Origin of the sequence: Streptomyces sp. NPDC046866, from assembly GCF_040704625.1 — a bacterium.
Lineage (GTDB): Bacteria > Actinomycetota > Actinomycetes > Streptomycetales > Streptomycetaceae > Streptomyces.
Genome location: NZ_JBEYXN010000034.1, coordinates 20,133 through 33,139 on the forward strand (window position 1 = coordinate 20,133; position 13,007 = coordinate 33,139).

The following is a 13,007-nucleotide window of genomic DNA, read 5'->3' on the forward strand; positions in this document are numbered from 1 at the left end:
AGGTTCTACGGCGGTGTCAGATGCGTGCGGCGGAGAGATCGGCGGTGCGCTCGGCCAGCGGGAACTGCCAGAGCGAGAACAGCCGGTTCTCCCGGTGCAGATGCCGCAGCACCTGCATCACCTCGTCGATCACGGACTGGTCCGTGACCGCCTCGTGCGGGTACAACTCCCTGCGTACGCGCTCCAACTGGAGCAGCAGTAGAGCGGCGCTCGGAAGCGGGTCCTCCAGGGCCTCCTGCGAGTGCACGTACGCGAGCACGACCGCGGCCGCCGCGTGCACCAGGCAGTACTCCTTGGCCAGGTCGAACAGCTCCGGGGACTGCCCGTACGCCCGCCCCAGCCGCGCCTTGAGGTCCTTGGCGCGCTCGTTCAGGGAGCCGGTCCGGCCGATCAGCTCCTCGGCCACGTCCGCCGCGGCCAGCAGCCGCTCGCGCTCGCCCTCCTTGGCCGAGCCCGCGAGCGCGCGCAGCCGGCGCACCCCGTCCGGCGCGGCCAGCACCGCGTCGTCCAGGCCGCCGCGGCTGAACAGCTCCTGCTTCCACGGCGCGTACGCCGGCAGCCCGGTGTCCATCCCGAACAGGGTCGCGGCCCGCTCCTCGGCCACCGCGACGGCCGCCGGGTCCGGATCGGCCGCCGAGGCCAGCAGGCTGCCCAGCTGGTGGCCGAGGTTGCGCAGGTTGACCACCGTGTTGCCGTCGGCGATGTCGGTGATCAGGATGTCGCGGACCATCTTCTGGTGCATGCCGTAGTGCGGGTGGTCGCGTACGAACGTCCGCGCGCCCAGCACCACCGTCAGCTGCGACAGGGTCCTCTGCAGCTTCGTCGGCACCAGGTACTTGATCACCGAGGACCAGACGCTGACCTGCTCGGGCGCCGCCTGCAGGCTGCGCGTCGCGCCCAGGAACACCGCGTCCGCCAGCATCAGGTCGGCGAAGGCCTCCGCCAGCTGGCGCCGGGTGTACGGCACGTCGGCGATCGTGTCGCCCAGCAGCACCCGGCCCTCGGCGAAGTCCATGGCCAGGCGCAGGCTCGTGTCCACGGCCGCCAGCGCCAGGTGCATCAGCACCACGCGCGCCGTCTGGCTGGCCTTCAGCGCGATCTCCAGGCCCTGCCCGCGGCCGCCGAGCATCGCCGAATCGGGCACGAAGGCGCCGTCGAAGCGGACGCCGCTGAGGTCCAGGGCCCGCACCCCGTACAGGTTCTCGAAGGGGGTGTCCTCGATCGTGCCGGCGTCGGCCGCCCACTTGTCCACGACGAACAGCGAGTACGCGGCAGGTCCCGGGCGCTCGCCGGTGCGGGCGAAGACGACCATCTTGTCGGCGACCGTCGCATTGCCGATCGGCCACTTCTCGCCGGTCAGCAGCCAGCCGCCCTCGGTCTTCTCGGCCCGCACCTCGTTGGCGACGAGGTCGCTGCCGTGGACGCGCTCCGACAGCCCCCAGGACATCGAGCTGCCGCGGCGCATGTCCGCGATCAGGGCGCGCTTCTGCTCCTCCGTGCCGGTGATCCAGGCGGGCATGAAGCTGAGGTTGTTCAGCGCCGTGCCCACGGCCGTCGACGGGTCGCGCCGGGCGACCAGGCGCATCAGGTTCACGCCGGTCTCCACGTTGCCCGCCAGGCCCCCCTGCTCGGCCGGCAGGCCCCGCAGGTGCGCGCCCCAGCGGCGCAGCAGGTTGACGTAGTGCACCGGGTACGCGCCGCTCTCGTCGAACTCCAGCACCCCGGAGAACGGCATCCGGCTGTCCGGGTCGTGCGGGTCGCCGAGGTAGGCCTCGAGCTCCGCGGCGAGTGCGGTCAGATCGGACTTGGACATCAGGACTCTTCCTGTCGGTTCGAGGCCCCCGCCAGCCGCACGGGCAGGGCGGTGAACAGCCGGCCGGACTCCCGCAGCGCCAGCGCCGCGTCGAGCGCGGGCTCCAGCAGCGCGCCGCTGCGCCGCGGATCGGTGCCGTCGGCGCGGGCCAGCAGGTATCCGAGGACCGCGCCCAGCCAGCCGGCGGAGCCCGGCTCCGTGCCGTACAGCGCGCGGTCGGGGTTGGCCCGCCACAGGTGGACCGCGCAGGCGGCCGCGTGCAGCCACGCGTACCGCTCGGCCGCGTCCACCAGGGCGTTGGGATCGGCGCCGGGCCCGCGGGCCGCCCGCGTCAGGGCGCCCAGCCCGGCGACGCCCTCGGCGAGCCCGTCCACCAGGGCGGCGACCCCGGCGTCCTCCCCGCCGGCCAGGGCCCCGGACACGGCGGCCGCCGCCTCCGGCAGGCCCGCCAGCACCGGGTCCACCCCGCGGGCGAACATGTCGAGGCGGGCCGGCTCGTACGCGGGCAGCGGTGAGCCGAGGCCGAACACCGTGGCCAGCGCCGCCGGATCGGCCGGGGCCGGCCCCTCCGTCAGGGTGGGGACCTGGCCCGCGTACGACTTGAGGTTGGCCAGCGTGCTCGCGTCGATCACCCGGACCACCGCGGAGTCCCGCTGGAGCTTCTGGAACAGCCCGGCCCCCCGCTCGCCCTCCCGCAGGACCGAGCGCGTGGCCAGCACCGCGCCCGCCCGCCGGACCAGCTCGTCCGAGGCCTCCGCCACCACGTGCTTGGCGGACAGCGCCCACACCGAGAACGCCTCCGGCACCACGTGCACCCCGCGGGCCGCCGTCAGCGCCGCCACGTCCGCCGCCAGCAGGGCGGCCGCCGCGACCGACAGCTCGCGCCGCGGCCACGGCGAGGACGCCAGCTGCGCCCGGCCGACCTTGCGCCCGACGGCGAAGTCCAGGGCCAGGCGGACCGCGCTGTCCGCGATGCCCAGGCTGCCGGCCATGCTCATCAGCCGGACCGCCTGCTGCGCCTTGACGGCCGCCTCCAGCCCCTCGCCCTCCCGGCCCACGCGCGCCCCCTCGGGCACCGCGAAGCCGGTGAACCGCAGCCGGGCCAGGTCGATCCCGCGCATCCCGTTGGTGGCCGCGGCGGGCAGCCGCTCCAGCTGCCCCTGCGGTACGTCGCGCAGGTCCAGCAGGACCGCCGAGAACGCTCCCGGGCCGCGGGCCCCGGTGCGGGCGACGACGTACACCGCCTCGCACCGCAGGCCCAGCCCGACCATCCACTTCTCGCCGTCCAGCACGCCGTCCGGACTCAGGGACACCTCGTTGGCCAGCAGGGCGCTGCCGTGGGCGGCCTCGGTGAGCGCGAAGCCCACCGCGCCGCCGCCGCGCAGGACCTCCGCGGCGAGCTGCTGCTGCTCCACACTGCCGTGCAGCTGCAGGCAGGTCGCCGCGATGATGCTGAACATCGTCCCCGGCATGATGTTGACGTCCCGGCGGGCCGCCGAGCGCACCAGCGTCAGGCTGCGGTCGAAGGACTCGAACGTCCCGCCCCACTCCTTGGGCAGGTAGTTCAGGTGGAACCCGGCCCGCGCCAGCTCCGCGCAGAACGCGGCCGGGAACTCCTCCCGCTCGTCGCGGCCCACGGCCGCGGCGAACCCGTACGGATTGGCGTCGTCCGCCGGGTCGCCGAGCAGCTCCTCCAGCGCCTCCGCGGTCAGCGCGCTCACGGCATCCCGCCCGCGGTCTCCAGCGGCACCGGACGGTAGTCCGCCGCGCTCGCCGGGATGTGCACGCCGGCGTTGCGCAGCTGGGCCAGCCGGGTGTGGAAGGCCGCGCCCCGCATCAGGTGGTGCGCCACCTCGGCGACCCGGCGGTTGCCCGGGGTCTTCAGGTAGCTGCCGGTCACCCAGTCGTTGAAGCTGCCCATCGCCGGACCGCACCAGACCTGGTAGTCCATCGCCCGGTCCGCCTCGCCGACCACCGCCCAGCGCGAGGCCATGCCCAGGTACCAGCGGAAGACCAGGGCCATCTTCCGCTTGGGGTTGTCGGCGGCGCGGGCCAGCTGCTCGGGGTCGCGCCGGGTGAAGTACCGCACGCACTCCTGCCAGACGTCCTCCAGCGGCCGCCGGAAGACCTGGGTCTCCAGCTTGGCCCGGTCGGCGGCCGGGATCGCGTCCAGGCCGTCGTACGCCTGGTACAGCTCGTACAGGCGCTTGGCCCGCATCGGGAAGAAGGTGCCCTTCTTCAGGACCTGGAGGTCCACGCCCATCTCGAACATGTCGGCGGCCGGAGCCATCTCGCAGTCCGCGATGCCGGCCTCGGCGAGCATCGCCTTGGCCGCCGTCGAGGCCCCCGACTCCAGGCAGGACTGGTTGACCGAGCCGGTCACCGCGTACGCGGCGCCCATCGCGAAGGCCGCCGCCACCGCGACCGGGGTGCCGAGCCCGCCGCCCGCGCCGACCCGGATCGGGACGGCGTAGCGGTACTCGCGCTGGACGGTGTCGCGCAGCCGCAGGATCGACGGCAGCAGCGCGGGCAGCGGCCGGCGGTCGGTGTGGCCGCCGGAGTCGGCCTCGACGGTGATGTCGTCGGCCAGCGGCAGATGGCGGGCGAGCTCGGCCTGCTCCGCCGTCACCAGCCCCTGCTCCAGCAGGGCCGTGACCAGCGCGGCCGGCGCCGGGCGCATGAACCGCTCCGCGGTCTCCGGCCGGGAGATCTTGGCGATGAGCCGGTTGTCGGCGGTGATCCGGCCCTCCGCGTCGCGGCGCAGGCCCGCCAGCCGGTAGCGCACCACGTGCGGGGTGAGGTCCATGTACGCCGACGCCTCGACGCAGCGCACCCCGTGCCGCAGGAACAGCTCGACGGCCTCCCGCTCGAGGCGGTCCTCGCTCGGGCTGTGGATCAGGTTCACCGCGAACGGCAGCCCCGGGATCTCCGCGGCGAACCGGGCGAGGGCCCGCTCGATGTGCTCGGGCAGCAGCCCGGCCGCGCCGAAGGAGGCGAGGAAGCCCTCCCTGGCCAGGGCGATCACCATGTCGGCGGAGGCGATCCCGCCGGCCATCGCCCCGGCCATGTACGCGTACTTCACGCCGTGCGCGGCGAGGAACGCGGCCGAGCCCAGCCGCTCCGGCGCGAGGGGCTGCGCGGCGGCCAGCAGGGGCAGGCCGTCGCCGTCGGCGGTGGCGAACCCGCCGGCCGCGGCACCGATGCCCTCACGGGTGACCGTGATGAAACACGGGTGCTCCAGGTCGGCCAGCACCTGGTAGATCCCGGCCGGGTCGATGCTGGGATTGCGCTCTCCGTACCACCGGAGAGGGGTCTCGAGAGTGTCCATGGGGAAACGAAGCTCCTTGGGCTCAGCTGTCGGGCCGTCAGGCCTCGGTGGGACGGACCTCGATGGCCACGTCGGTGAGTTCGTAGATGCGCAGCCCCGGCTTGGCCAGCTCCGCGTCGGCGATGACCAGCAGGCGGCCCTCCTCGCGGCGCACCTCCTTGACGTGCACGTCGAAGTTGAGCTCCGGGTCGTGGCGCAGGATCTGGCCGCGGTACTTCCAGGCCATCTCCACGTCGGTGGCCATCGCGAAGCGCGGCCGCGCGTAGCCCTCGGCGAGGTTCTCCTCGATCACGTACAGGCGCAGGGCCTGCAGGATCGCCTCGACGCCGAGCGATCCGGGCATCACCGGGTCGCGGTGGAAGTGGCAGTCGAAGTACCACTCGTCGGGGCGGATCGCCCGGTGGCCGTGCAGGTAGCCGCGGCCGTGCCGGCCGCCGCCTTGCACCAGGTCGACCCGGTCCACCAGGGCGTAGCGGCCGCCGGGCAGGTGCAGGTGGCCGCCGGTGGGATCGGTGAACGCCGGGGCGCCCTCCGGGAGCTCGATGCGGCGGACCTTCGCCGGGTCGACCTCGTTGGTCTCGATCCACGGGGCGACGTACGTGCCGTTGTCCAGGCCCACCTGGTTGGCCAGGGCCGCGTCGCTGAAGTAGCCGAACAGCGACTCGCCCGTGTAGAAGACCTCGCCGTCGGCGGACAGCTCGTAGGAGAAGTTCTGCAGCACGGCGCCGGTGACGGCGCTGGTCATCAGCAGCTTCGAGTGGTGGCGGATGGTCTTGCCCCGCAGGTCTATGTCCTTGACCAGGGTGGCGCGGCCGTCCAGGTTGCGGATCGCGTACTGCTCGTCGGTGTTCTTGAGCGTGGCGCCCAGGTAGTAGCCGAGGAAGATCGCCGCCTGGAGGGAGGACTCCATGTACACGGCGTTCGGCATGTGGGGGAAGGAGTTCTCCTCGTAGTACCAGGCGTCCGCGGGGGAGTCGTACTCGGTGACCATCTCCGAGCCGGGGCGCAGGTCGCCGCGGGTGCCCTTGAGGGACATGACGCGGTCGACGAACTGGAAGGCGCCGTTGGGGATGTACGGGGCCCGGCTCGTGCGGTAGACCTCGAACTCGGGGCCCATCGCGATGTCCAGGTCGCCCTTGGCGGCGTGCGCCAGGTGCATCTCGTTGATCATCGCGGCCTCGCCGCTGCGGTTGCGGCGGCCCAGGAACTGCGGGATGCCGCCGGCCTCCGGGCGGTACGGGGTGCCCGGCTTCTCGCGGACCTGCAGGCCGAGGTTCTTCATGCGGATGACCGGCAGGTCCCCGAGGTAGATCAGCACGTCCGCGATGACCGTGGCGCGGGGCAGAAGGGTGAGCTCCATGACCTCGACCTCGTAGCGGATCTGCGTGTGCTTCTGGGTGATCTGGCCGCGGACCTGCACCTCGATCGGGGTGTCCGTGACGCACTGGAACGCGGCGTCCGGCAGGGTCAGGTGCATGCCCTGGTGCAGCAGGTAGATCTGCAGCAGCTGCACCGCCCCCTCGGCGACCAGGGAGCCGGCGAGCACCGGGTCGTCGGGGAAGTGGCACTCGAAGTACCAGGCGTCGGGCTGCAGGTTCTTGACGGCGCTGAGCGTGCCGAGGCCGCGCGGGCCGCCCTTGCGGTCGATGGTGACCTCGTCGACCATGCGCAGCTTCTCGACCGGCAGGCGCAGGGCCGGGTTGATGCCGGGGTCCTGGGCGTGGTCGGGGCCGAAGACGTCCCCGGGGCGGCCCTGGGCGAGGAGCTCCAGGTCGTCGGCGTCCAGGTGGTTCTTGTCGGTGTAGGCGAGCGGCTTGAAGTAGCCCTTGGGCAGGGCCGCGCGCTCGGCCTTCTCCTTGTCGGTCATCACGACGCCGATCGGGGTCTCCAGCTCGGCGGCGCTGAAGAAGCCGGCGCACGCGTCGTGGAGTTCGAGGATCAGCTCGCCGTCGGCGTAGCACTTGTAGCTGAAGAAGAACAGCGTGGTGTCGCCGTTGTGGACGAAGCGGTCGATCGAGATGTCGTACTTCAGCGTCTGGCCGACCCGCGGCAGGTTGCCGCGGAAGACCAGCGTGCTGTCGAGGAGGCGGTAGACCCGCTCGCCCTTGTTGCGGAAGTCGATGCCGAGGTAGCTGACGAGGAGCAGGTCGCACTGGCCGGCCTCGACCGTGACGGCCGGGGGCACGCCGCCGTCGACCGCGTACCAGGCGTCCTCGGGGACGTCGTACTCAGTGGTGATCTTCGCGGGCTTGAACTCGTGGGTGGTGCCCGACAGCGCGGTGACCCGGCTGACGAAGTGGTACGGCTCCGCGGGCAGCCGGACGCGCTGGGCGTAGCCGTCGATGACGCCGAACTCCGGGCCGAAGACCTTGGCGACGGACCCGACGGCGAACTCCATCAGGTCCGCCTCGTCCCAGATGACGCCGTCGGGCTTGGGAGCGGCGGGCTGCGGGGCCTGCGGCGACTGCCCGGTCCGCCCGGTGTGCGGGGCGGCCGGCGGGAGCACCGCCGTGGCCTCCACCACGCGGGGCGCCTCCTGCGGCGCGGGGGCCGGGGCCGCCGGTGCCGGGGCGGCGGGCAGGGCCGCCCGGGCGGGCGGCGCGGTCACCGCGGCCGGGGCCGCCGGCGCCGCCGGTACGGGGCCGCCGTCGAGCAGGGCCTCGGCCCGGCTCAGCGTGGCGTCCTGGAGGATGCGCTGGGTCTCCATCACCACCGAGTGGGTGCTGACCATCTGGCGGCGGATGTCGCGGACCAGGTCGGCCGCGGCCGACGCCGGGTCACCGGCCGCCGCGGGAGCGGCCGTCCGGCGGGTACGGCGGGCGGGTGCGGAGGCCGGTGCGGGTACGGGGGCGGGGGCCGCGGCGGCGGCCGGGAGCGGGGCCTCCTGCACGGCCGGGGCGGCCGGCGCGGCGGGCACGGCGGCAGCGGGCTGCACGGCCGCGGGCACCGGGGGCGCCCACGGCAGGAAGGAGATCGGTTCGCCGTCGAAGGCGATGACCTCCGGATCGGCCAGGGTCGGGTCGGCAGGCATGAGGCGTGGGTCCTCCGGCGGTACGGACGGGACGGGTGCAGGACGGGCCGCCGCAGCGGCCGGCGCCACGGGACCGGCGCTGCCGGGTCCGGCGGCCTCCCCGGCGCGCGGGGCGCCCGGGGCGGTGCTGCCGGGCCCGGCGGGGCTGCCGGGGGCGGTGGTGCCCGCGGCCGCGGCGGCCGGGGCGACGGTGGCCGGTCCGGCGGGATCGCCGGCGGCCGGGGCGGTGGTCGGGGTGGTGGGCCGGTCGGCGGCCCCGCCGGCCCGGGGTGCGGCGCTACGGGCGCCGCCGGCAGCCGGTGCGGCCGGGGCCGCGCCGGTCCGGGAGCCGGGTGCCGGGGCTGAGGCGCCCCCGGCGGCGTCCGGGGCGCGGCCGGCCGGGGTGCCGGCGGCGGATGCGCCCGCGGCCGGGTCGGCGGCGCCGGCCGTGGCAGCCGCGGGCCCGTCGGCCGCCAGGGCCTTGGCGATGCGGGCGGGCACCGGGGTGCCGCCGCCCACGCGGAAGCGGGAGTTGCGGGCCGCGAGGACCGGGGCCGACTCGCCGGCGGGGGCCAGCAGCGGCGCCAGGTCGACGTCGAGGCCGTGGCCCACCAGCCGGGCCACCAGCTGCGCGACCGACCGCGCGGCCGGCACCCCGCGCCGGTCCACCGGCACCGCGACGTGCGCGGCGTCGCCCAGGGTGTCCTTGACCCACCGCGAGCAGGTCGCGCTCGGCCCGACCTCCAGGAAGTAGCGGAACCCCCGCTCGTACGCGCCCCGCACCAGCCGCGGGAAGTCGATCGCGGAGCGCAGGGTGTGCGCGATGCGGCGGCTGACCCCCGTACGGTCCAGGTCGCGCAGCACACCGTAGTCGTAGGCGCTGAACAGCTCCAGGCCGCCGGTCGAGCCGGTCGGGTAGTCGTTCAGCCCGGCCAGGCCGTCCAGTTCGGCGTCCACGGCCGGGCAGTGCATCACCGCGTTGACGGGGGACCGGGCCGCCGGGCAGCCCAGCTCCTTGATCAGCGCGCGGCACTGCGCCGGATCACCGGCGATCACCAGTTCGGACGGGGTGTTGACGTGCGTGAGGTACACCCGGTCGTACCCGGCGGCCAGCGCCTTCTCCACCGTGTCCGCGTCGGTCAGCAGCACGTGGCTGGCCCACACGTCCGCGTCCGGGGTGTCCTCGGGCAGGTCCCACAGCTCGCGGACCGTGCGCCGCGGCCCCGTCAGCCGGTCCCGGAAGAGCGGGGTGTTGCTGATCAGGTCGTCGCGGCGGCCCTCCGGCAGCCAGCACTCGGTGGCGAACAGCATGCTCGACTCGCCCAGGCTGTAGCCGAAGCCGCCGTGCGCCCGGATCCCGAGGACCTCGCGCACCAGGTCGGTGTACAGCATCGCGAAGCTGGTGCCGGTCGCCAGCATGAACGGGATGTCCTCGCCGAGCCGCGCCTCCAGCTCCATGAGCTCGCGGCGGCCCGGCGCCACCCGCGTGCGCGGGTACAGCGCGGCGGCCCGCATCAGCCGGGCCGGCTCGTCCGCCTGGCTCTCGAAGCGGTCCAGCAGGCCGGGGAAGGCCCGGAAGAAGTCCTGGCCCAGGCCCGGGTACGAGTTGAACGCGCCCGGGTAGACCAGTGCGACCCGCCCGTCCGGCCCGATCGGCGCGGCGGTGGAGAAACTGCCGGCCGGGGTGGCCCACTCGCCGCCCCGTTCGTGCACGGCGGGCAGGTCGCGGGCGGCGAGCTCCAGCTGCGCGACCAGCTCGGCGGCGTCCTTGCCGACCAGCACCGCGCGCACCGCCTTGCCGTGCAGGGTGCGGGCCGCGGCGCGGGCGAGCTCGTACGGGTCGCGGCCCTCGCCGATCAGGTCCCGGTGCAGGGCGACCAGCGTGAGCAGCTCCTGCGCCGAGTCCGCGGCCAGCGGCAGCAGCACCGGCCCGCCGGCGCGGCGCCAGTCCGCGGGGCTGACCCGGCCCCGGGTGGTGTCCGAGGAGAGCACCAGGTGCCCGTGGGCCCCGCCGGCGCCGAGGAAGCTCACCGCCGCGTACCGGCGGCTGTCCTTGCGCGTGCGCAGCCACGGCCGCGAGGCCTCGGGGACGTACAGGCCGGAGGCCTCGAACTCCCCGGCCAGGTCCGCGGCCGGCCGGTCCCAGCCCCGCGTCCCGGGCAGGTAGCCGTGGTGCAGGCCCAGCACCGACCGGATCAGCGCGGCCATGCCCGCCGCGCACCCGGCGTCGCCGATCTGCGCCTTGGCGCTGCCGAGGGCGACGCTCGCCGTACCGGCCGGGTAGACCGAGGCGAGCGCGGCGATCTCGGCCCGGTCCTGGGCCTCGGTGCCGCCCGCGTGGGCCTCCACGTACCCGATGTCGGACGCGGTGACGCCCGCCGCGGCCAGCGCCGCTTCGGCAGCCGCCGCGAACGCGTCCCGGTCGGCCTCCGGCAGCACCCCGTCGACCGGGGCCGCGTGCCGCACCGCCAGGGACTCCAGGCGGGCGTACACCGTCGCCCCGGGCGCGGCGCCGCCCGGCCGGGTCACCACGACCGCGCCGGCGCCCTCGCCGATGCGGCGGCCGCGGCCGCCCTCGCCGAACGTCAGCCCGGCCTCGGCGACCACCTCGGGGGAGAGCAGCAGGTTCTCCGCCGAGCCCGCCAGGTCGACCGCGCCGACCAGGACGGCCTCGATGCTCGGGTCGAGCAGCAGCAGCCGCGCGACCTCCAGCGCCTCGGCGGTGCCCGAGCCGTCCGCGGAGACGGTGAACGACGGGCCGGTCAGGTTCCACAGCGAGGAGATGCGGCTCGCCATCACGTTGCCGATGTAGCTGAGCACCTCGTTGGCGACGATCGGGTCCACGACCGCGTCGCGGCCCACCGCCGTCAGCGCCTGCAGCCGCTCCTCGTCGACCGGCACCCCGGCCCGCTCGAAGGACTCGCGCAGGAACCGCCCGAGCCGGTAGCGGGTCAGCCGCAGGTGGGTGGTGGGCTCCATCTCCATCGCCACGACCACCGCGATGCGCCGCGGCTCGGGCGAGGTCCGCCCGGCCGGCACCGTACGGGAGTAGCCGGCGTCCAGCAGCGCCTCGTCGGCCACCTTCGTGGCCAGCGCGTGCTGCAGGTTGTAGGTGCGCAGGTCCGTCGGCGGGATCTTCTGGTCGATCGGGTCGATGCCCACCCCGTCGACGAACGCGCCGCGCGGCAGCGCGTCCGGGTCCACCCCGGCAGCGGTGTGCAACGAGCCGTCCCGGGTCCCGTCCAGCCCGCGCCAGCGCCGCTCGGGCAGCTCCACGAGGGCGTCGGCGCCGCTGTGCACGGCCTTCTCGTACGCGTCCACGCCGTCGAGGGCGCCGAAGTGCGCGCCCAGGCCCACCACGTCGAGCGCCGGGAGCGCGGCCTCGGCCGTGTCTTCGTCGGCCGCCTCCTCCTCCGCGCCGGTGTGCTCGGACAGCACCACGTGCGCGTTGGTGCCGCCGAAGCCGAACGCGGACACCGCGCCGCGGCGCGGGCCCTCGCCGGCGGGCCAGTCGCGGGCCTCGCGCACCAGGTTGGCGGCGCCGACCAGGCCGTCCTTGGACGCCACCGGCCGCTCCACGCCGATGGTCGGCGGGATGCGGCCGTGGCCCATGGCCAGGACCACCTTGAGCATGCTGCTGAGCCCGGCGACGGTGAGCAGGTGCCCGATGTTCCCCTTCACCGAGCCGATCAGCGGGGTCTTGCCGGCCGCACCGAAGAACTCGGCGACCGACCCGGCCTCGGTGGCGTCGCCGATGGGCGTGCCGGTGGCGTGGCACTCCAGGTAGTCCACGGCCGCCGGATCGATTCCGGCCTGCGCATAGGCCAGTTCGTACGACTGGAGCTGGCCGCCGCCCTGCGGGACCAGCAGGTGCCGACCGGCCCCGTCGTTGGTCAGGCCGATCCCGTCGACCACCGCGAGGATGCGGTCGCCGTCGCGCCGCGCGTCCGCAAGCCGCTTGACGGCGACCATGCCGGCGCCCTGGCCGGTCAGGATGCCGCCGGAGCGGTCGTCGAAGGGCTGGCTGAACCCGTCGCGCGGGTAGGCCTGGAGGTCGGAGAACGACAGGTGGATGAGGGTGGGGTCCGGCGCGCACACGCCGCCCGCGAGCACCAGGTCCGCCTGGCCGGCCGCGAGGTGGTCGCAGGCCAGCTTCAGCGCGTACAGGGCCGAGGAGCAGGCCGCGTCCAGGGCGTAGCGGGGCCCGCCCAGGCCCAGCGCGGTGGCGGCCACCCCGACCGGGGAGCCGCTGACCCGCAGGTCCTGCGGGTGCAGGGCCTTCGCGTCGATCTGCAGGGCGGGGTCGGCGAGGGCGCCGAGGGCCGGGTGGCCGGCCTCGCGCAGCCCCTGGAGCACGGCCTCCTGCACGAGCGGCACGCTGACCTCGGCCGAGGCGAGGGTGGGGAAGGAGTAGTTGCCGAGGACCAGGCCGGTGCGGGCCAGGACCTCGGGGCGGTCCGCGTAGCCGCTGTCGCGCAGCGCCTCCCGGGCCACGTGCAGCGACCAGTGGAAGATCCGGTCCAGCCCGGACAGCTTGCCGGCGTCGAGCAGGTAGCCGGTCGGGTCGAATTCGAAGTCGGTGATGAAGCCGCCCCGGCGGCAGTAGATCTCGTGCCGGGGGTCGGTGTCCCGGGTGTCGAGGGCGGGGCCGAAGACCTCCTCCCCGCCTTCCCTGCGGCTGTCCACCCCGGAGCTGAGGTTCTGCCAGAACGCGGCAGGGGTCTCGGCTCCCGGGAAGAGGCAGGAGAGGCCGACGATCGCGTACTTGCTCATGAGAGCTGTGGGGTCCCTTCTGAGGGGCGGCCGGCCCGGACGGCCGGGGTGGTGCTGTGCCGTCCGGGCCGACGCGACCGCTT

4 protein-coding genes are annotated in these 13,007 nt (G+C 74.9%); all 4 read right to left on the bottom strand.

The window, feature by feature from the left end; all coding sequences use genetic code 11:
• Positions 1-16: 16 nt before the first annotated feature.
• The 4 genes from AB0953_RS32145 to AB0953_RS32160 are packed head-to-tail and all read right to left on the bottom strand — an operon-like array spanning position 17 to position 12,924.
• Positions 17-1,813 (bottom strand): acyl-CoA dehydrogenase family protein, encoded by a 1,797-nt coding sequence (locus AB0953_RS32145; RefSeq protein WP_366863110.1) that lies wholly within the window; start codon positions 1,811-1,813, stop codon positions 17-19.
• Positions 1,813-3,534 carry an acyl-CoA dehydrogenase family protein gene (locus AB0953_RS32150; RefSeq protein ID WP_366863111.1) on the bottom strand — a complete coding sequence of 574 codons (1,722 nt, stop codon included), beginning with the start codon at positions 3,532-3,534 and terminating at the stop codon, positions 1,813-1,815. The genes AB0953_RS32145 and AB0953_RS32150 overlap by 1 nt, the downstream gene beginning before the upstream one ends.
• The gene (locus AB0953_RS32155) at positions 3,531-5,141 is read right to left on the bottom strand and encodes a PfaD family polyunsaturated fatty acid/polyketide biosynthesis protein (RefSeq protein ID WP_366863112.1); all 1,611 of its coding nucleotides are present in this window, start codon (positions 5,139-5,141) and stop codon (positions 3,531-3,533) included. The genes AB0953_RS32150 and AB0953_RS32155 overlap by 4 nt, the downstream gene beginning before the upstream one ends.
• Positions 5,142-5,178: 37 nt before the next feature.
• Positions 5,179-12,924, bottom strand: coding sequence for a beta-ketoacyl synthase N-terminal-like domain-containing protein (locus AB0953_RS32160; RefSeq protein ID WP_366863113.1), 7,746 nt, complete (start codon positions 12,922-12,924; stop codon positions 5,179-5,181).
• Positions 12,925-13,007: the final 83 nt, after the last annotated feature.

Coding starts and splice junctions, on each gene's coding strand:
- AB0953_RS32145 (WP_366863110.1), bottom strand. CDS start 1,813: ATGTCCAAGTCCGATCTGACCGCACTCGCCGCGGAGCTCGAGGCCTAC.
- AB0953_RS32155 (WP_366863112.1), bottom strand. CDS start 5,141: ATGGACACTCTCGAGACCCCTCTCCGGTGGTACGGAGAGCGCAATCCC.
- AB0953_RS32160 (WP_366863113.1), bottom strand. CDS start 12,924: ATGAGCAAGTACGCGATCGTCGGCCTCTCCTGCCTCTTCCCGGGAGCC.